The sequence below is a fragment of the Aeromonas sp. FDAARGOS 1408 genome, from assembly GCF_019048665.1.
Classification (GTDB): Bacteria; Pseudomonadota; Gammaproteobacteria; order Enterobacterales; family Aeromonadaceae; genus Aeromonas; species Aeromonas dhakensis.
In genome coordinates this window covers 1,322,943-1,343,001 of the sequence record NZ_CP077394.1, presented here as the reverse complement: position 1 = coordinate 1,343,001, position 20,059 = coordinate 1,322,943, and the positions used below count along the sequence as shown (strand labels likewise).

The 20,059-nt window shown below is 54.9% G+C and carries 17 protein-coding genes and 3 tRNA genes; 9 read left to right on the top strand and 11 right to left on the bottom strand.

Annotated features, from left to right (window positions below):
* Nucleotides 1-70: 70 nt before the first annotated feature.
* Together I6L38_RS06400 and lrp are read right to left on the bottom strand one after the other, a co-directional pair.
* Entirely contained in the window at nucleotides 71-2,599 is a 2,529-nt protein-coding gene (locus tag I6L38_RS06400; RefSeq protein ID WP_024941341.1) for a DNA translocase FtsK, read from the bottom strand.
* Nucleotides 2,600-2,800: 201 nt separating this feature from the next.
* Complete coding sequence (gene lrp, locus I6L38_RS06395; RefSeq protein WP_005300047.1) at nucleotides 2,801-3,292, bottom strand: leucine-responsive transcriptional regulator Lrp; 492 nt, start codon at nucleotides 3,290-3,292, stop codon at nucleotides 2,801-2,803.
* Between the two features lie 747 nt (nucleotides 3,293-4,039).
* Here lrp and trxB point away from each other — a divergent pair.
* Together trxB and I6L38_RS06385 are read left to right on the top strand one after the other, a co-directional pair.
* Nucleotides 4,040-4,990, top strand: a complete 951-nt coding sequence (gene trxB, locus I6L38_RS06390; RefSeq protein WP_024941340.1) for a thioredoxin-disulfide reductase — start codon at nucleotides 4,040-4,042, stop codon at nucleotides 4,988-4,990.
* A 57-nt stretch (nucleotides 4,991-5,047) separates the two neighbouring features.
* Nucleotides 5,048-6,295 carry a diguanylate cyclase gene (locus I6L38_RS06385; RefSeq protein ID WP_216989298.1) on the top strand — a complete coding sequence of 416 codons (1,248 nt, stop codon included), beginning with the start codon at nucleotides 5,048-5,050 and terminating at the stop codon, nucleotides 6,293-6,295.
* 107 nt (nucleotides 6,296-6,402) lie between these two features.
* On the opposite strand, the gene I6L38_RS06380 is transcribed toward I6L38_RS06385, so the two are convergent.
* Nucleotides 6,403-6,873 carry a glycine zipper 2TM domain-containing protein gene (locus I6L38_RS06380; RefSeq protein ID WP_005300039.1) on the bottom strand — a complete coding sequence of 157 codons (471 nt, stop codon included), beginning with the start codon at nucleotides 6,871-6,873 and terminating at the stop codon, nucleotides 6,403-6,405.
* A gap of 19 nt (nucleotides 6,874-6,892) precedes the next feature.
* On the opposite strand from I6L38_RS06380, the gene aat reads away from it, so the two are divergent.
* From aat to infA, 3 genes are all read left to right on the top strand, one after another.
* Nucleotides 6,893-7,600 carry a leucyl/phenylalanyl-tRNA--protein transferase gene (aat, locus tag I6L38_RS06375; RefSeq protein ID WP_216989297.1) on the top strand — a complete coding sequence of 236 codons (708 nt, stop codon included), beginning with the start codon at nucleotides 6,893-6,895 and terminating at the stop codon, nucleotides 7,598-7,600.
* On the top strand, nucleotides 7,597-8,313 hold the full coding sequence (locus tag I6L38_RS06370; RefSeq protein ID WP_005300035.1) for an arginyltransferase: 717 nt from the start codon (nucleotides 7,597-7,599) through the stop codon (nucleotides 8,311-8,313). The genes aat and I6L38_RS06370 overlap by 4 nt, the downstream gene beginning before the upstream one ends.
* Nucleotides 8,314-8,381: 68 nt before the next feature.
* Complete coding sequence (gene infA / locus I6L38_RS06365; RefSeq protein WP_005300033.1) at nucleotides 8,382-8,600, top strand: translation initiation factor IF-1; 219 nt, start codon at nucleotides 8,382-8,384, stop codon at nucleotides 8,598-8,600.
* Nucleotides 8,601-8,669: 69 nt separating this feature from the next.
* Here infA and clpA read toward each other — a convergent pair whose 3' ends face one another.
* A complete protein-coding gene (clpA, locus tag I6L38_RS06360; protein ID WP_043171564.1) occupies nucleotides 8,670-10,922 on the bottom strand; it encodes an ATP-dependent Clp protease ATP-binding subunit ClpA in 2,253 nt (750 codons plus the stop codon).
* Between the two features lie 59 nt (nucleotides 10,923-10,981).
* A complete protein-coding gene (gene clpS / locus I6L38_RS06355; RefSeq protein WP_005300028.1) occupies nucleotides 10,982-11,299 on the bottom strand; it encodes an ATP-dependent Clp protease adapter ClpS in 318 nt (105 codons plus the stop codon).
* A gap of 229 nt (nucleotides 11,300-11,528) precedes the next feature.
* Between clpS and cspD the strand changes: the two genes are divergently transcribed.
* Nucleotides 11,529-11,747, top strand: a complete 219-nt coding sequence (cspD, locus tag I6L38_RS06350; protein WP_005300025.1) for a cold shock-like protein CspD — start codon at nucleotides 11,529-11,531, stop codon at nucleotides 11,745-11,747.
* A gap of 110 nt (nucleotides 11,748-11,857) precedes the next feature.
* On the opposite strand, the gene folD is transcribed toward cspD, so the two are convergent.
* Entirely contained in the window at nucleotides 11,858-12,721 is an 864-nt protein-coding gene (gene folD, locus I6L38_RS06345) for a bifunctional methylenetetrahydrofolate dehydrogenase/methenyltetrahydrofolate cyclohydrolase FolD (RefSeq protein WP_005300012.1), read from the bottom strand.
* A 203-nt stretch (nucleotides 12,722-12,924) separates the two neighbouring features.
* Here folD and I6L38_RS06340 point away from each other — a divergent pair.
* From I6L38_RS06340 to I6L38_RS06330, 3 genes are all read left to right on the top strand, one after another.
* Nucleotides 12,925-13,001 (top strand) — tRNA-Pro (locus tag I6L38_RS06340).
* Between the two features lie 36 nt (nucleotides 13,002-13,037).
* Nucleotides 13,038-13,114, top strand: a tRNA-Arg gene (locus I6L38_RS06335).
* A 49-nt stretch (nucleotides 13,115-13,163) separates the two neighbouring features.
* Nucleotides 13,164-13,239, top strand: a tRNA-His gene (locus I6L38_RS06330).
* A gap of 786 nt (nucleotides 13,240-14,025) precedes the next feature.
* Here I6L38_RS06330 and I6L38_RS06325 read toward each other — a convergent pair.
* The 5 genes from I6L38_RS06325 to I6L38_RS06305 are packed head-to-tail and all read right to left on the bottom strand — an operon-like array spanning nucleotide 14,026 to nucleotide 19,918.
* The gene (locus tag I6L38_RS06325) at nucleotides 14,026-14,448 is read right to left on the bottom strand and encodes a hypothetical protein (protein ID WP_155292465.1); all 423 of its coding nucleotides are present in this window, start codon (nucleotides 14,446-14,448) and stop codon (nucleotides 14,026-14,028) included.
* Between the two features lie 10 nt (nucleotides 14,449-14,458).
* A complete protein-coding gene (locus I6L38_RS06320; RefSeq protein WP_080689759.1) occupies nucleotides 14,459-17,107 on the bottom strand; it encodes a peptidoglycan DD-metalloendopeptidase family protein in 2,649 nt (882 codons plus the stop codon).
* Nucleotides 17,108-17,119: 12 nt separating this feature from the next.
* The gene (locus I6L38_RS06315; RefSeq protein ID WP_155292464.1) at nucleotides 17,120-17,518 is read right to left on the bottom strand and encodes a hypothetical protein; all 399 of its coding nucleotides are present in this window, start codon (nucleotides 17,516-17,518) and stop codon (nucleotides 17,120-17,122) included.
* Nucleotides 17,519-17,571: 53 nt separating this feature from the next.
* Entirely contained in the window at nucleotides 17,572-19,620 is a 2,049-nt protein-coding gene (gene tssI / locus I6L38_RS06310; protein ID WP_216989296.1) for a type VI secretion system tip protein TssI/VgrG, read from the bottom strand.
* Between the two features lie 10 nt (nucleotides 19,621-19,630).
* Entirely contained in the window at nucleotides 19,631-19,918 is a 288-nt protein-coding gene (locus I6L38_RS06305) for a type VI secretion system PAAR protein (protein ID WP_005300007.1), read from the bottom strand.
* Nucleotides 19,919-20,059 lie beyond the last annotated feature (141 nt).

The following is a 20,059-nucleotide window of genomic DNA, read 5'->3' as shown; positions in this document are numbered from 1 at the left end:
TTCATAACGGCTATCTCGATAAAAGGCCACGCCCGCAGGGGGCATGGCCAGGATGATAGAGGGGTGAGCCTTAGTCCCGCACCGGTGGCGGGGCCAGCACGTCGCGCTGACCATTGCCGCCCGGGGCGCTGACGATGCCCTGGTTTTCCATCTGTTCGATGAGACGGGCCGCCCGGTTGTAACCAATCTTGAACTTGCGCTGCACGCTGGAGGTGGAACCACGGCGCGACTCCACCACGAAGGCCACCGCCTCGTCGAACAGGGGGTCAAGCTCTTCGTCGTCACCACCGCCATATTCGCCGCTGCCGCCCTCGCCGCCCGACTCACCGGAGAGGATCTCCTCGATATAGTTCGGCTCGCCGCGCAGTTTCCAGTCCGCCACCACCTTGTGCACCTCGTGGTCATCGACGAAGGCGCCGTGCACCCGGGTCGGGTTGGAGGTACCGGCCGGCATGTAGAGCATGTCGCCCATGCCGAGCAGGGATTCGGCGCCACCCTGGTCGATGATGGTACGGGAGTCGATCTTGCTCGACACCTGGAACGAGATACGGGTCGGGATGTTGGCCTTGATGAGGCCGGTGATGACATCCACCGACGGACGCTGGGTCGCGAGGATGAGGTGGATACCGGCCGCCCGCGCCTTCTGGGCGATACGGGCGATAAGCTCTTCCACCTTCTTGCCGACGATCATCATCATGTCGGCAAACTCGTCCACCACTACCACGATATGGGGCAGTTTTTCCAGCTCAGGCGGCATCTGATCCATGGAGTCACCCGGGCGCCACAGCGGATCCAGCAGGGGGTCGCCCTCCTCGATGGCGGCCAGCACCTTGTCGTTGTAGCCCTTGAGGTTGCGCACCCCGACCGCCGACATCAGCTTGTAGCGACGCTCCATCTCGCCCACGCACCAGCGCAGGGCGTTGGCGGCGTCCTTCATGTCGGTCACCACCTCGGTCAGCAGATGGGGGATCCCTTCGTAGACCGACAGCTCCAGCATCTTGGGGTCGATCATGATGAAGCGCAGATCGTCCGGCGTCGACTTGTAGAGCATGGAGATGATCATGGTGTTCACCCCCACCGACTTACCGGAACCTGTGGTACCGGCCACCAGCAGGTGGGGCATCTTGGCGAGGTTCACCACCACGGGTTCGCCGGCGATGTCCTGACCCAGCCCCATGGTGAGCGGGTTGCGGCTGCCCGAGAACGCCTCGCAGTCGAGGGTCTCGCGCAGGTAGACGGTCTGACGCACCCGGTTAGGCAGCTCGATCCCCACATAAGTCTTGCCCGGGATCACCTCCACCACCCGCACGCTGCTGGCCGACAGAGAACGGGCCAGATCGCGGGAGAGGTTGGTGATCTTGCTCGCCTTCATGCCGGGCGCCAGATCCAGCTCGAAACGGGTGATGACGGGACCCGGATAGACGCCTACCACCTTGGCCTGCACGTTGTAGTCGGCGAGTTTCGCCTCCACCAGCCGGCCCATGCGCTCCAGCTCGTCCTTGCTCATCATCTGGGTCTTGGCGGGCGGGCGGTCCAGCAGCTCGATGCTCGGCAAGGGGGGCAGCCCTGGTTGCAGGCGGCGCTTGGGCTTGCCAGGAGTTGGGGCAGCCGGTGCCGGCGCCTCCTCATCCCCTTCGGCCCAGGGCAAGTCGAGATCATCGTCCTCGTCATCGGCCGTCACCAGCGCGGGCTGACGACGGGCGCCGGCCGCGGCGGCTCGCTTGGTGCGGGTAACCGGCGCAGGCGCGTCATCATCGTCGTCGTCAAACTGCGGATCGAACTGGAAGGTATCCTCGTCGAGCTCGGGCAGCCACTCCTCGGACTTGGCCTTCTGGCCCTTGGCGGCCACCTTCTCCTTTGGGCGACGGGTCCAGCCGGTATGCGGCTCATCCTCCTCGTCGTCACCCAGCTCGATGGCACCTACGCCTCCCTCCAACAGGGGATCCGGCCCCTCGTAACGGGGCTGGCGCCAGCCACCGGTGAGCCAGCGGCCCAGGGTGGCAGGAAAGTGATAAACGGCGCTGACCGAGCCGGTGCAGACGGCACCGATCCGCTCGACGATGGTCAGCCAGGACCAGCCGGTAAACAGGGTGATGCCGGTGGCCACGAAGCAGAGCAACAACAGGTTGGCCCCGACGCCGCCAAACAGCGGCACCACGGCGGAGGAGATGACGTCCCCCACCAGGCCGCCGGCGGAGAAATTCTGCAGATCATTGAAGTTCATGCTGGCGATGGCGGACATGCCGAGCACGGTCAGGATGAAACCGACGATGCGCACCGACAGGGTAAGGTAGTCCACATCGAGCAGGCGGCTCGGGCGCCAGAACAGGCTCCAGCCAAGCAGCACAACCAGGGGGGGCACCAGGTAGGAGAAAGCCCCGAAGGTAAACATGGTGATATCGGCGAGCCAGGCCCCCGCGCTGCCGGCGAGGTTCTTAACCTCCCCTTGCCAGGAGGTCTGGGACCAACCGGGATCGGCGGGGTGGTAGGACAACAGGGCAAGCAAGAGATAGGCAGCCATCAGGGTGATGGCGATCAAGACGGCTTCGAAGATCCGTTGTGTACCTGATAAAGGAGTAAACAGCTTTTTATCGGCCAAACTCCGGCTCCTTTCTGAAAACATGTAATGCAGGGGGATAAGGGGGCCTAGTATCCCTGAAAAGCCCACCGGTTGTCAGCCAGTGCCCGATGTGCCGACCGTATTCACAACCGGCACGATAAGAAGAAACGAGCGGACCGGCCGCTCGTTTCTGAATGTCGTGACTTGTCGCAAGGCTGGCAAGCCACAGCATAACCCAACTCAACGGGTGCTGATCACCAGCCGACTGCTCTGTTTGACCTCTTCCATCACCACGTAGGTGCGGGTGTCGTTGACGCCGGGCAGACGTAGCAGGGTTTCCCCCAGCAGGCGGCGGTAGGCCGACATGTCGCTGACTCGGGTCTTGAGCAGATAGTCGAAATCGCCGGAGACCAGATGGCACTCCTGGATCTCTTCGAGCACCTGAACAGCCTTGTTGAACTGTTCAAATACATCCGGGGCACCGCGATTGAGGGTGATTTCCACGAATACCAGCAGAGACGCATCCAGATAATGAGGGTTCAGAATGGCGGCATATCCTTCGATATACCCTTGTCGCTCAAGGCGACGAACCCGTTCCAGACACGGTGTGGGACTCAGGCCAACACGTTTGGACAACTCAACGTTCGAAATTCTGCCATCCTTTTGCAGCTCATTCAGAATGTTGCGGTCAATCCTGTCCAAATCCTTTAGCCGACTCTTAGCTTCCATCATTTATTCCATCCTTTGGCTATTTTTTGGTAAGAATCACCAGTCATTTTATAATTATGGTCACAAATCCTGTCAATACCTGAATATGCTAGGCGCAAATGTTGCTGAAAATGAGCGCAACACAAAACACCAGTCGATAGTCGAGGGATAGCATGATTATCGGTGTACCTGAAGAAATAAAAAACCATGAATACCGCTTAGGCATGGTTCTGGCCAGTGTACGTTAACTAACAGCACGAAACCATACCGTTTTCGCCCAAAGCGGCGCAGGAAGCGGCAATGAGTTTGCCAATGCAGATTATCACGCTGCCACTGCTGCTATTTTGTCCTGTGTTGCCGAGCTTTTCGCCAGGGCAGAGTCACCACAACGATCAGCCAAGGCCGCCAAGCCGGCTGCCGCCCTCTCGTGTTTCCCTCCTTCTTATAGATGTACGTCCCGCCCACGGCGGGCCCCATTGCGCCAGAAGCTGTCAATCCTGGCGAGCTTGTCTCCATGTGAGCGGGGTCTGGTTCACTTGTGCCGGCAATCCAGTACGCATGAGCCCCACTCCTCTTGTTGTCGGCCGTGGGGCCACCAGGCATTGCTCGCCCGGGCCCATGACGACAGCCAGGGACAACCCGTGACAAGAGAGCGCTTCCCCTTCATGAAGGGCCTTGAGGCCGATTGATGCAATCGACGCACTGGCCTTTGACCCCATATCACGAATTACCTACAATCGCGCAAACTCATCACGTCTCGGAAATCACATCATGAGCCAAGTCACTCATAGCAAACTGCTGATCCTGGGCTCCGGCCCGGCTGGTTACACCGCGGCCGTCTACGCCGCCCGTGCCAACCTCAATCCGCTGCTCATCACCGGCATGCAGCAAGGCGGTCAGCTGACTACCACCACCGAAGTGGAGAACTGGCCCGGTGACCCCGAGGGTCTGACCGGTCCGGCCCTGATGGAGCGCATGAAAGAGCATGCGGAGAAGTTCGATACCCGCATCCTGTTCGATCACATCAATGAAGTGGAGCTGACCCAGCGTCCGTTCCGCCTCAAGGGCGACAACGGCGAATACACCTGTGATGCGCTGATCATCGCGACCGGCGCCTCCGCCAAGTACCTGGGCCTGCCTTCCGAAGAGGCCTTCAAGGGCCGCGGCGTCTCCGCCTGCGCCACCTGTGACGGCTTCTTCTATCGCAACCAGGAAGTGGCCGTGGTCGGCGGCGGCAACACCGCCGTGGAAGAGGCACTCTATCTGGCCAACATCGCCAAGAAGGTGCACCTGATCCATCGCCGCGACGAATTCCGCGCCGAGAAGATCCTGATCAAGCGCCTGCACGACAAGGTTGCCAGCGGCAACATCGTGCTGCACACCCACCAGACCCTGGACGAAGTGCTGGGTGACGACATGGGGGTGACCGGTGTGCGCCTGCGCAACACCCAGAACGATACCACCCAGGATCTGCCGCTGATGGGGGTCTTCATCGCCATCGGTCACCAGCCCAACACCCAGATCTTCGACGGCCAGCTGGAGATGCAGAACGGCTATCTGAAGGTACGTGGCGGCCTCGACGGCTTTGCCACCCAGACCAGCATCGAAGGGGTTTTTGCCGCCGGTGACGTGGCTGACCACACCTACCGTCAAGCCATCACCTCCGCCGGTACCGGCTGTATGGCCGCCCTCGATGCAGAGCGTTATCTGGACGCGCAATAAGCACAAGGGATATAAAAGGCATGCCGCAAGGCATGCCTTTTTGCTTTAAGGAGCCGGATGAAACAGAAAATATTGATTGTCGAGGATAGTCTGACTATTCGTCGCATGCTGATCCAGGCCATTGCCCAGCAAACCGGGCTGGAAATCGATGCGTTCGAAACCCTGGAAGGGGCCCGACACTGTCGGGGAGAAGAGTATGTGGTTGCCCTGGTGGATCTCACCTTGCCGGATGCCCCCAGCGGAGAAGCGGTCAAGGTATTGCTGGAGCGCGGCCTGCCGGTGGTGATCCTCACCGCCGACATCAGCGAGGAGAAACGAGAAGCCTGGCTTGAGGCCGGGGTGCTCGATTATGTGATGAAAGATTCACGTCACTCCCTGCAGTATGCCGTCAGCCTGGTCCATCGCCTCTACCTCAACCAGCGCATCGAAGTACTGGTGGTCGATGATTCCCGTACCTCCCGCCACCGCACCATGGCCCAGCTGCGCAAGCAACTGCTGCAGGTGCACGAGGCGAGCCACGCCCGTGAAGCGCTGGCCCAGCTCGAGCAGAACCCGGCCATCCGGCTGGTACTGGTCGACTACTATATGCCAGAAATTGACGGGATCAGCTTGGTACGCATGTTGCGCGAGCGCTACAGCAAGCAGCAGCTCGCCATCATAGGGATCTCGGTGTCGGACAAACGCGGCCTCTCCGCCCGCTACCTCAAACAGGGTGCCAACGACTTCCTCAACCAGCCGTTCGAGCCGGAAGAGCTGCAGTGCCGGGTCAGCCACAATCTGGAGGCGCTGGAACAGTTCAACAGCATCCAGGAGTCGGCCAATCGTGACTACCTGACCGGGCTCTACAACCGGCGCTACTGGTTCAACGAGGGTCAAAAATGGTTCGAGGAACACCAGCGCCAGGAGACGCCGCTTGCACTGTGCGTACTCGATGTGGATCACTTCAAGCAGGTCAACGATCACTGGGGTCACGCCATCGGCGATCAGCTGTTGTGTCACCTCACCCGTCTGCTCACCCAGTTCTTCCCCGATGCCATGATCGCCCGCTTTGGCGGCGAGGAGTTTGCCCTGATGGTGCCTCAATGCACCGTGCCCGTGCTGCTCAAGCGGCTGGAAGGGTTGCGCCAGCAGATGCGCCAGCAACCGCTGTCACGGGAAACGCCGCTGTTCGTTCGCGCCAGTTTCGGGGTGATCCAGGTCGGGCGCGTCTCCATGGACGAGGCATTGAGCGAAGCGGATCGCCTGCTCTATCAGGCCAAGAACACCGGTCGTGACAAGATAGTGTCTCAAGGCTCAGCGGCCTGATCGCACCATCCCGGATGCTCGTCGTGTAGTACCGCCCGACCGCAGCCCCTCCCCGGGCACACGTCGGGTCCCCCTCCTGTTACCTCCCCGTCATGTCACAGCCCTGCTCAGTAGGTCTTGTCGACCCGCACGCCATCGTCGAAATAGAGGATGCGCACCTTGTCGCCGTTCATGAATACCATGGCCGGATCGTAATCCTGAATGACGTTGACCAGCCCGTTCTGTTCATTGCGAATGAGCAGTTCCACCAGCTTGTTCTCCACCACTGTGCCGCCGGATTGATACTGCTGCGCCGCAGCGGCGCCCGCCAGAGCCCCGACAGCAGTGGCGATTTCCCGACCATGGCCGCCACCGAACTGGTTGCCAAGCAGACCACCCAGCACGGCGCCGCCCAAGGTTTTCCAGCCTGAACGCTCGGATTCCAGGATCTGACGCTGGGTGATGTTGCGCACCGTTTCGACCTGGCCAAACACCACCTGATTCACGGGCCTGGCGGTATTGCGCTCGTAGACCTGGGCCCAGGCGGGCGCAGTGACAAAGCAGAACAAGCTGGATACTATCAGGATAATGGCCTTCATCTATGAACCTCGTTGCCTTATGTCTCGCTATCTTACCCAATTGGATGATGAGCTGTGCTGGTTTCCCGACCCCGAGCACGCCCTGGATGAACCCAACGGCCTGCTGGCGATCGGTGGCGATCTCTCCCCCGCCCGTTTGCTGGCAGCTTACCACAAGGGGATCTTCCCGTGGAACGAACCCCACCAGCCGCTGCTGTGGTGGTCACCCGACCCCAGAGGCGTAGTGCAGCCGGCGCAACTGCACATCGGCCGCAGCCTGCGCAAATTTATCCGCCGTACCCCATTCGATATTTCCATCGATCGCGCCTTTAATGAGGTGATAGCGGCCTGCGCCGCCCCCCGTCGCAGTGCCAGTGGAACCTGGATAAGCACACCCATGATCGACGCCTATCGACAGCTGCACCGCCTTGGCCATGCCCACTCCATCGAGATCTGGCAGGATGACCGGCTGCAGGCCGGCCTCTACGGCCTCTCCCTCGGCCGGGTGTTCTGTGGCGAGTCCATGTTCAGTCGCATCGACAACGGCGCCAAGCTGGCCATGGTAGCCCTCTGCCAGCACTTTGCCCGGCATGACGGGGCCCTGATCGATTGCCAGATGCAGAACGACTTTCTGGCCACCATGGGAATAGAGGAGTGGCCGAGAAGCAAATTCCTGACGACGCTGACCCAGCTGAGTCGGCAACCACTGGCGGCCGGCTGCTGGCAGGCGGGGAGCATGACACTATGACCGAAGAAGTGATCCTCAAGGTAGGACTGACCCCCAAGCATCAGTGCAGCTATCTGGGTCATGAACAGGAACAGCTGTTGGTATTGATGGATCACAGCCTGCTCAACGCCAGCGGTTACGAGCGCCTGCTGACGGCCGGCTTCCGCCGCAGTGGCAACGACATCTATCGCCCCCACTGCCCGGCCTGCAATGCCTGCCAGTCACTGCGCATCCACAGCGAACGGTTCGTGCCCAGCCGCAGCCAGAAGCGGATCCGCCAGCTCAACCGGGATATCGAGCTGGTGCTGAGCTACGATGACAAGCCCGAATACTATCAGCTCTATGAGCGCTACATTCGCGAACGCCACCATGACGGCAGCATGTATCCCCCCAGCCGCACCCAGTACAAGGGGTTTCTCCATTGCGACTGGATGCCGCCCCTCTATCTGGAAATGCGCAAGGATAATCGACTGATCGGGGTCGCTACTACGGATCTGCTGCCCCATTCCCTCAGCGCCATGTACACCTTCTTCGACCCGGCCCATGCCGATCGCTCCCTCGGTACCTTTGCCATTCTGAGCCAGTTGGAACTGGCCAGGCGTACTGGCCGCAGCTGGCTGTATCTGGGCTACCTGGTGGAGGAGTGCCGCAAGATGAATTACAAGAGCCAGTACCTGCCTCATGAGCGCCTGATACAGGGAGAATGGAAAAATATCGACAGCAAGCCCGAGTAAACTTTACACATAGCCTTAAATCCGGCATGATCCAGCGGATTTTTGTTGTGGCTTATCAAGAGGATTCAATGGCTAAAGAAGACAGTATTGAGATGCAGGGCACTATTCTCGAAACCCTGCCCAATACCATGTTCCGTGTGGAACTGGAAAATGGTCACGTGGTTATCGCTCATATTTCCGGCAAGATGCGCAAAAACTACATCCGTATCCTGACTGGAGACAAAGTAACGGTAGCTCTGACTCCGTACGATCTCTCCAAGGGCCGTATTGTTTTCCGCTCTCGCTAAGCCAGGAATTCAGCAAAAAACCCCAACCTTTCGGTTGGGGTTTTTTGTGGTCTTTCAACTGTTCAATGCTTAGTGGGAAACGGCTTCAACATTGACCTGATAGTCAAAGCTGAGGCTGTCGTTTATCAACTCAACCTTCACAACCCCCCCATCGACCAGCGCCCCGAACAGGATCTCGTTGGCCAGGGGTTTCTTGAGGTGTTCCTGGATGACCCGCCCCATGGGTCTTGCCCCCATGGCCCTGTCATACCCTTTCTCGGCCAGCCAGTGGCGGACACCCTCGGACACTTCAAGGGATACCCCTTTCGCATCCAGCTGAACCTGCAACTCGACGATGAACTTGTCGACCACCTGATGGATGATCTGCATGTCCAGATGGTTGAACCAGATGATGTGATCAAGCCGGTTGCGAAACTCCGGACTGAACGTCTTGTTGATCACCGCCATGGCATCGTGGCTCATATCCTGCTGCTGGAAGCCGATGGACTTGCGCTGGGTCTCCTGCACCCCTGCGTTGGTGGTCATCACCAGGATCACATTGCGAAAATCCGCCTTGCGCCCGTTGTTGTCAGTCAGGGTGCCGTTGTCCATCACCTGCAGCAGCAGGTTGAACACGTCCGGATGCGCTTTTTCGATCTCGTCCAGCAGTACCACTGAGTGCGGATGCTTGAGGACAGAGTCGGTCAGCAAACCCCCCTGCTCGAACCCCACATAACCGGGAGGCGCCCCGATCAGACGAGAGACGGTGTGGCGCTCCATGTACTCGGACATATCAAAGCGCAGCACCTCCACGCCAAGCGCCTTGCCGAGCTGCTGGGTGACCTCGGTCTTGCCTACCCCGGTCGGGCCGGCAAACAGGAAGCAGCCCACAGGGCGACGCTCGTTGCCCAGCCCTGAGCGGGAGAGGCGAATGGAGTCTGTCAGCACCTCGATGGCCTTGTCCTGGCCAAAGACCACCATCTTGAGATTGCGTTCCAGGTTCTTCAGCACTTCCTTGTCGGAAGAGGAGACTGATTTCTCCGGGATGCGGGCAATCTTGGCGACAATGGTTTCGATCTCCTGCACATTGATCACTTTCTTGCGCTTGCTCACCGGCAGCAAGCGTTGACCCGCCCCGGCCTCGTCGATCACGTCGATCGCCTTGTCCGGCAGATGACGGTCATTGATGTACTTGGCGGAGAGCTCCACCGCGGCACGGATGGCCTTGACGGTGTAACGTACCCCGTGGTGCGCCTCATAGCGGCTCTTGAGACCCATCAGGATGCGGGTAGTGTCATCCACGCTGGGCTCAACAATGTCGATCTTCTGGAAGCGACGCGCCAGGGCGCGGTCTTTTTCAAAGATCTGGGAGTATTCCTGGTAGGTGGTAGAGCCGACGCAACGCAGCAAGCCATTGGAGAGCAGCGGCTTGATGAGGTTGGCCGCATCCAGCTGACCACCGGAGGCAGCCCCTGCCCCTATGATGGTGTGGATCTCGTCGATGAACAGGATCGCCCCTTCCTGGCGCTCGATCTGCTTGAGCAGCACCTTGAGGCGCTTCTCGAAGTCACCGCGATATTTGGTCCCCGCCAGCAGCGACCCCATATCCAGGGAGTAGATGGTACTGCCGGCAATCACCTCGGGCACATCACCCTTGACGATACGATAGGCCAGCCCTTCCGCGATGGCGGTCTTGCCCACCCCGGCTTCTCCCACCAGCAAGGGATTATTCTTGCGACGGCGGCAGAGCACCTGAATGGTACGGTTGAGCTCCTGATCGCGCCCGATGAGGGGATCGATACGCCCTTCCAGTACCAGCTGATTGAGGTTGGTGGCAAAGCTCTCAATCTGGGCAGCAGAGACCTCATCGTCAGACTCGACGTTGTTGCTGCTGTTGTCCGGTTTGCTGTCTTTGCGTACTCCATGGGAGAGGAAGTTGACCACATCCAGCCGGCTGACCTCGGCCTTTTTCAGGAAGTAGGCGGCCTGGGACTCCTGCTCGCTGAAGATGGCAACCAGCACGTTGGCTCCACTGACCTCGGTGTTGCCGGAGGACTGAACGTGAAACACGGCGCGCTGCAGCACCCGCTGGAAGCCCAGTGTGGGCTGGGTCTCGCGGTCTTCATCATCACGGGGAATAAGCGGGGTTGTTTGACTGATGAATGCGCTGATCTCTTTGCGCATCTGCTCCACGTCAGCACCACAAGAACTCAGCGCCTCATTGGCTGAGCTGTTATCCAGCAGGGCTAACAACAGGTGCTCGACGGTCATGAATTCGTGGCGCTCGTCACGGGCCAGTTTGAAAGCCTCGTTCAGCGTCTTTTCTAGATCTTTATTCAACATAGGCACCTCCCCTAGTACAGCAACAATGTGGTGTCGTCATCGCCATCAAGTCATCAGATTCAAGCCTTTTCCATGGTACAGAGCAGTGGATGTTCGTTGTTACGTGCATAGGTGTTGACCTGGACCACTTTGGTTTCGGCAATCTCGGCGGTGAATGTGCCACAGACTCCCTTACCACTATAATGCACGCTCAGCATCACCTGAGTGGCCTTGTCCAAATCCATACCAAAGAACTTTTGCAGCACCTCCACCACGAACTCCATCGGTGTGTAGTCGTCGTTGTTCAGAACGACCTTGTACATGGGTGGCGGTTGCAGCTTGGTTTTCTCTGCCTCTGCAATCTCTTCATTAGCAAAGAGTTCTTTCTGCTTGCTCATAGTCGCGCTTTGGTACCTCTAGATTACTACCGCCTAACACAAGATTGGTCAATAGACTTGTTAACCAGATCACATCAGTTGTTAACAACTCCTTGACTCGCTCAAAAGTTAGACTAGATTGGTTACTTGCTAATCGGCGCCCGTCTGCTATGGGCTATGTTACTAGTTATAAAGGGCTGGCGCAGGTTACTCAACGACTTCAAGGTAATCAATAAAAGGATGTAGATGTATGGCAACCGGAACAGTCAAGTGGTTTAACAACGCAAAAGGATTTGGGTTTATCTGTCCGGAAGGAGGTGGCGAGGATATTTTCGCCCACTACTCCACGATACAAATGGAAGGCTACAAGACGTTGAAAGCAGGTCAAGCAGTCAACTTCGAGCTGCAGCAGGGGCCGAAAGGCAATCATGCCTCTGTCATCGTGCCAAACGAAGCACAGAACATGTAAGAGTCGAACTGGATAAATAAAAAAACCGGCAACCTTGCGGCTTGCCGGTTTTTTTATTGCTGCGAGCCAGAGGAGAAGTGCATTCTCCTGGCGGGTCAGTCAGGCAAAGATCATTTTGCGTTGTCGTGATAGTCCTGACAGGCGCTCAGGGTGTTTTCCATCAGGCTGGCTACCGTCATGGGGCCTACTCCACCCGGTACGGGCGTGATGAAGGATGCGTGGTTGCGGGCAGTCTCAAACTCCACGTCACCGACCAAAGAGCCATCCGCCAACCGATTGATACCCACGTCGATCACCAGTGCCCCCGGCTTGACCCACTCACCCGGGATGAAATTGGGTTTGCCAACGGCGACCACCAGCAGGTCGGCACGGCGAACTTGCTCTTCCAGATCCTGGGTGAAACGGTGGCAGGTGGTAGTAGTACAACCGGCCAACAGCAGCTCCAGCGTCATCGGCCGGCCAACGATGTTGGACGCACCGACCACCACCGCATGCAAGCCGTGTGTCTTGACCCCGGTCGTTTCAATCAGCGTCATGATACCTTTGGGCGTGCAGGGGCGCAGTGCCGGAATTCGCTGTGCCAGCCGACCCACGTTGTAGGGGTGGAAACCATCCACATCCTTGTCGGGGCGAATACGCTCCAATACCTGAGTCGTATCGCAGTGAGCCGGCAAGGGGAGCTGCACCAGAATACCGTCAACGTCTGCGTCTTCATTCAGCTTATCGATCAGTGCCAACAACTCTTCCTGGCTTGCCGTCGCATCCAGATCGTAAGAGCGGGAGATAAAGCCCACCTCTTCACAGGCACGCCGCTTGCTGCCGACATAGACCTGAGAGGCAGGATCTACCCCGACCAGGATCACCGCCAGACCCGGCGCCCGTTTTCCTTGTGCCAACCGCTGTTGGACTTGCGCTGCAACCTGATTGCGAATCGTTTGCGCAACCTGTTTTCCATCAATGATTTTGGCAGACATCGTTCTTCACTCACCATGTGTTCAACTGCCGCGCATTGTCGCATTTTTTTGCCACGGGTGTTAGCGGCTCTCGCATGGAGGGCAATAAGTAGGCATTTGAATTCATTGGTGGAAAAATTCGTTGACGCTGGCTTTCCCGCTTGGGTATGATGCCGGCCCGTTGCCCAGTACAGCCGCTGTCGCTATGCTGGAGACGAGATTTTCGGTGATTAGCGCAGCCCGGTAGCGCATCTGGTTTGGGACCAGAGGGTCAAAGGTTCGAATCCTTTATCACCGACCAGGTTTTTCGACATGCCGCCAGGCTTGTCGAGGCAATGCGCCCTTAGCTCAGTCGGATAGAGCAACGGCCTTCTAAGCCGTGGGTCGCAGGTTCGAATCCTGCAGGGCGCGCCATTGATGATATGCATCTCCCCGATGCAAGCATTGATGGTTATCTTCAGTGGTGGCTGTAGCTCAGTTGGTAGAGTCCCGGATTGTGATTCCGGTTGTCGTGGGTTCGAGCCCCATCAGCCACCCCATTATCCCTTTCAGAAAACATTCAATCTTATCTATTTAAATCCAGTAGAAACAACCCTCTCTTATTGCGTCCTGATGGTTGCCTGCAAAATGTCTTTAAGGCATCCGTGTCGGTACGGGCGCTTTAGCTCAATGGTGAACATATTCACCTGTTCGAACACTTCAGCCGTAGCTTCAAAAGCACCACACTGCCTCGAGGAACTGGTGACGGACGGCCGACACCTTCTTCATTCGCATGCTCAAGGGAGTAGGCAAAGTGTATCCACAAACCGTGTTGGACTGCTTCAACCACCGCGCTACACCACCAGCAAGCTGACATTGACCTCGGCCCATGCGCTCAACGAAACGGTACTACCGTTCTTCGTGGCTCACGAGGCGCGGGTCTATACCACCTAGACAGCTATTTCGAACTCTGCACAACCAGCGCCCCACACTAGGGCAGAATAATGAAAAAACAGCCCTTTCTAGCGCATATTCAAGAAGGTTCTGAAATTGATGATGACAGAAGAGCATACTAAAGTAACGTAAACAAGACACCGGTTTTAGGCCGGTGTCAGGTGATAACTAGATCTGTACAGCTGAGTCGTTACAACACTAAACAAATAAGCTGATTGAAATAATGTTAGAATTATCTTGTCAGTACTTTAAATCACTCTGGTGAATTAATATTAAAGAAGAAACGTCCCAAAATATAAAAACAAAACGTCAGCTTTAGAATAATGCCTTACTATGATACTATTTATATAGTAAACATGTGACAACTTCGCGATTATTTTTATTTAAGATGCTCAATCAAAAATACACTTTCTCATCATGGCAGTTTCGTCACCATTATTTTCTAAAATAAAATCAGGCTGCTTATTCCAAATGTACAACTTTTTCTTTTTATCAAAAAATCCATACCAATTAACAACAAGAGATTTACCATTCACAGATAGTTTAGCAATCGGTTTCTCTAGAGAGATAGATGACCAGTTTATTTTTTCATTTCGTGACTCCAACACGTCAACAAAAAACAATTCCGAAGAACCATTTTTTAACTCCTTTAATCTTGCAGAAATTAACAGATTATTGTCATTTACATTAACTCTTACCCCTCCCCCATCAGATACTATTATATTGCCTCCGAATCCACCACAATTAACAGACCAATAACCAACATATGTTCCAATGTTAGCGTTAGCCGTACTAGAAGATACCGCTAGCAACATAAATACGATTCTACTGAACATCATTAAATAACTCCAAAAAGCCTGGCTTTATAAAAAGACTTGTTTTTCCTAAACGTTCTTCAGAAAGAAATTTTTCGTAGGAACTCAAGCATTCATCAATTTTTTTAATCGGTTGACCATGTCGACCAGGAGGAAGGCTCGCCCATTCATAACTGCAACTATCTTCAATAGCTTCCTTTATTTTATTATTTACTATCATGGACAGTGCATTTCCACGAACTTTTTCTTTCAAGAAAACTACACAAAGCAGATCCTGATATATTGGTGAAAAATCTTTTATTTTATATTTCTTGCGCCAAAATTCAGTCGATGGGTCATTCCATGTATAGCCCATAACTTGATAGGCGCCAGCTGCCGACGATATATATTCAACATTTGTTTTTTTATTCTTACGCGTTATTTTAATTTGTGGATGATCATTAAATGTTCTATTGTAGTCTTTTATAAAAGATTGGCCGCCAAACAGTCTTTCATAACCACTGTCGGTATCAGTCCCTTCACACATTCTAATCATTCTCATAAAGGCTCTAATTCTCAACTCAGCCTCCGAAGATAATGAAATGTTCATCAATAGCGAAAATGGATGAAAATGCCATACATTAGGCCCAGCAATCTTAACTTTACCAAGATTATCCATCCACCCTAATTCCTCCACCCGTTTAACCTCATGTTCAATTAAAGGCGGGAGAGCAGTGACTTTACAAAAAATACTTTTAAATCGCTCCATCATCACTTTTGATGCCGGAACCCACCACTCGCTGCTATGCTTCACCACCATCCCTTTAACTCGATCATAGTTCTCTATGCTATCGACAGCATTCTCCAACTTTTTAACTGTAAGATCATTATCTTTCAACTCTTTATCATCTGAAGCATGACGATACAGGTTCAGGAAAAATGGGGGGATCTTAGCCGGATCCAAGGCTCCATCACTATCAGAGCCATCAATCAGCGTGAAGCCTTTATCCTTCCACTCTTTACTACTAACTACTGCCTCTGCTCGTGGATCGTCACTAAATAACTCTATGTGGACCATATGCTTGCTAGACATTCCCCCTTCGGTAGAAGTTGGTGCTTCGTACAAACCAAGATAGCCAATGGTTTCGCCAGCACGAATTGGTACCGGGGTTGGCAATTCATACAGCTCGCCCAAGTGAGTCGGCTCCTGGTCCTTAATCTCAATATTCTCTTCTTCCACACATAACCAAACAAAACGACCAAGAGGCTGTACGACACAACGGGCCATACGTCGCGCTCTACCACGAACTTCCTGCCACTCGCATCTATGTGCATCAAAGCTGATCAGACTTCCGGCTGGGACACTAAAAACACTATCACCAGCCACATAATGTCCTGTTTTCCCTTTTTGAGCTTTGGGATCGGCACGACCAACCATATCTTCTTTCACACGAGCTTCTATTTTGTCATATACCCACATAGGCCTAACAATGTTGCCTATTTTTTCTATCGCACTCGGGTCTTGTGCCATCCAAAGGTTATCAATTCCTTTTGTGGCTAATACTTCTTTGCTACTAGCACCGTTACTCAGCACCTTGATACGAGCAAATTCGAACTCCCCTTGACCTGTTACATAACCACGTTGTGCAGTAACACCTTCGACAAGTTCGAATTCCTCTCCCGCTTTCAAGGTTAGTGCGGGAGGTTGGTAATCATGATTCGGTACACTATGACGCACCCGCCATCCCTTTTTTAACCGATAGCGGCTGTTTTTCGGCCATTTATCCCAAGGGCATAAATGCATATACAGAGTGTAATAAGTGAAACCTCCATCTTCTTCCTTCGTCCCCTTATCAGAAGTATTATCCCTTGGTGTGGTATCCTTAGCTCCGTCAGCTGGTTTATCTTGCTTGAACTTGTGACGAACCAAGCAAAAAGAATTGGAATAGCGATACTCTTGCCCTTTATATTTGCTAACCAAATAATCAGGCATCATTCGAAAGGCAACCACCTCACCATCGGCAATACATCTAACTGGATGGATATTTTTTACCCAAGGAGCTTTCTTATCACTAATATGAATACCGCCATGCCAAGTGTTAAGACCCAATAGATAGTTAGCCTCATTTCCTAAAAGAGACGCTAATGACTTGGCATCTTTAAACTCCTTCCCATCCGCCTGGGTAATAGGTAAGCAAGGAGATGTGGGAGGTATAATATCTATGAGCTTACTAATAGCGGCGTTTTTATTAACCCACCACTCTTGAGGGTTGACAATTTTTCCGGAGGAATCTTTTATCTGATAATGAATATGCATTGCATATTGGTTTTCTTTTTGCGGTCCTCTACCGCCCATTCTTCCAATCTGGGTAACTCCAGCTTTAACAGGCTCGCCCTCAGTTACATCTTGTGATAGCAAGTGGAGAATTTCATGACTAAAACCTTTATTATCCAGTATTTTTACTGTGCCAAATGAGCCACCTGAATATGAAACTTTACCATCAATCGGTGAAAAGGCCGCGGGATGTTGCATATTAATCCCTGTCTGCCCACCTATATAATTGAAATCAACGCCTTTATGCGGTCCTGATGCCCTCTTTTCACCAAAAGGGGCTGTAATATGTGGTTTTTTCCCATCGCGAGGAGGAAGTATCAAATTCATGGCGATATCAAAAGACATATATACCTCCACCTACATAGAATGATCAGTTATTTTTACGAGATACCAACACTTGTCTTTTTTGGAAAAAGACAACGACACTTGATAACCCGAATCACGCCCCTTGATAACAGCCTCTAAGTTATCCTTGTCAATTTTAATCTCTCTATCGCCATCAGCGCCTTTACTACTCACAACAGGAAAATCTGACAACTTAAAAAAACGAGATTCATTTACCTCTTTAATGTCACCATCCAGCTCTTGATAAAAAACAATATCAACAGGTTTTGCTGTGTATCTAGTTTGAACTTCGATTTCATTAATAAAAATTCGAGAAAAACCATCAAAACTGTCAGCAGGACAGGACTCTGCAATACATTGGGATGACATGAAGAGAAGGATAACTAGCTTAAAAAGCTGTGGGATTTTCATAGAATCTCCAAACTTAAAAATTCCAATGATTAATTTGAAAAAACATTTTAACTCTATCGCCCTGAAAAACTGACTTTTGCCAGAGTTTTCTCTTCTTTCAAGAGCGCCTCCATCGCCTTCTCGGTGGGGATGGTCTTGACCAGTTCGACCAGTTCGGGAGCCTTGACCACTTCTACTCCCTTGGGCACCACGGGAGCCTTCCCCCCCCAGCCAGAGCCTGAACCTGCGCTGCCGCCGGCATTGAGTTTGATGGCGGGGCCGACCAGCTTGATGCCGCTAGGATCCACTTTCACAAAGCTGCCGCCTCCCTTGAGGGTTATTTCAGAACCCGCCTCCAGCACCAGCTTGTCGCCCACCTTGATATGCACTTCCTGACCGGCTTCCACCAGCAGGGATTGCCCCAGCTTCTGGTGCAGGCTGGCATCCACCGTCAGCGAGTAGTCGGCTTTTATCTGGTCGCGCTTCTCCCCCTCCACCGTCAGGTGGTCATTGGCCTTGATGCGGGTCACCCGCTCATTGTCGATATCGGTGTGCTGGTCGTGCTTGATATGCCAAGCCGCGTCGTTCTCTATCAACACGTTCAGGTCTTTCTGACCGTGGATATAAATCTCTTCCTGCCCCGCCTGGTCTTCAAAGCGCAGTTCGTTGAAACCCTCACCCTGGTGGGTCTCGGTACGCAGCACGGTGCGGGTCTTGTTGGCCGGTAACTCATACGGCGGGCGGTTGGTGGCGTGGTAAGTTCGACCCGTCACGATGGGCTGGTCCGGGTCCCCTTCAAGGAAACTCACGATAACCTCGTGGCCGATGCGCGGGATGGCCATCATGCCATACTGACCGCCGGCCCAGCCCTGGGAGACTCGCACCCAGCAGGAGCTCTGGTCATTGGAGCTACCATATCTGTCCCACGGGAACTGCAGCTTCACCCGGCCGTGCTCGTCGCAGTAAATCTCCTCACCGTCGGGGCCCACCACCATGGCAATTTGCGGGCCATCCACCATGGGCTTGTGAGGGGCCTCCGGGCTGCCGATGCGCGCCCGCCAGGTGGTACTCGCTTTCACCACGCCAAATTCGTTGTGGTAGACGGTGGGGCCGCTCCCACCCTCCTCTTCCAGCGCCTGTGGCTGCAAACCGGTGTGCTGGATGCGCACGATTTGCCAGTCGGTGTTGAGGCTGCTATTGGGGTGTTCGGTGAGTGAGAAGCTCTGCCCCGGCTGCAAGGCCGCGCAGTTGGACTTAGCCTGGCCCGCCACTGCATCGTTGCGCAGCGCATCCAAGCGGTGCTGGGCAAACGCCTTGCCGCTCGGGTCCTCTTTGTAGCGACCCGGATAGTCGAAGTGCTGGTAGGTGTCGCGCTGGTGCGCAAGCTCCACCCCCACCTTCTTGTGGGAGAGGCCATAAGCCGGGGTCTTGAAGCTGTAGTCTTTGAGCTCCACATCCGAGGGTCGTACCGCCTCCCGGTAGTGGAACTGACGGACATAAGGGCCCTGTTCCGGCGAACGGTTGCCGAGGTTGAAGAAGAGCTCTGGGCCGGCAGTCAGGGCGGCTGCGTCATCGGCAAACACGATACGGTGCTTGCCCTGCTCGAATTCGTGGAAGTAAAACATCCCCTCTTCGGCGGCGAGGCGGTTCACGAAATCGAGGTCGGTTTCCCGATACTGAACGCAATATTCCCGCTTGGTATGCTCGTTTTTCAGGGCAAAGGCATAGTCGGTGATGCCGTGCTCTTGCAACAGGATGCTGAGGATTTCATCGGGCTTTTGCGCCTGAAAGATTCGGGAGTTCTGGCGAAGTGACAGCCGCCACAGGGCCGACTGCACCAGCAGCTGATAGCGGGTGCGGCGAAAGCCGCTGTCCCCTTGCGCGAAGTCACTCACCACCCCGCACACCCGGCGCTGCAGCTCGCCATTGTACCACACCAGCAGCTCGCACGGCTGGTCCAGAACGGCGCCAAAGTCGATGTCGGGCTGGGCACTCGCCAGCTCCAGGCGCAGGTTGAACGGCCGGTTCAGCGCTTCATCAAGCGCAAACTCGGCCACCACGAAGGTGCTCTCAGGCAGGGCCCCCACCTTGACGGTAAATTGTAATCCTGTGCTGTCTGCCATGAAGCGCTCCTTAACCTGCCTGTCCGCTGCCCGAACCAATCACCACGCCGCCGCAGCCGACGGCGGTACCGGTCACGGCGATGGGCTTGCCGTTGACCAGCACAGAGCCGACCCCGCCCGAGATGCTGCGCGGATGGGGTGGATTGTTGGGTTTGTCGTGGGGGGCCAGCGGATCACCCTGGCGGGCCACCGGCTTGCCATCGAGGAATACATCGGGGCTGGCGGCAATCACGGGGGATGGGTGGAAACCCTCGTGGTCGGTGCCGATGTCACCGAGCAATGCAATAGAAGGACACATCTGGATTCTCCGTGGGGCAACCATGGTGCAAGCGCAGCCTGGTGCAGAGACAGTTGAAGCGGCGACCCAGCAGCCTCCATGCCATGGCAAGGTCACCCATAATCACATTAAAAATCAGTCAATTACGATTCAAGCTCGTTG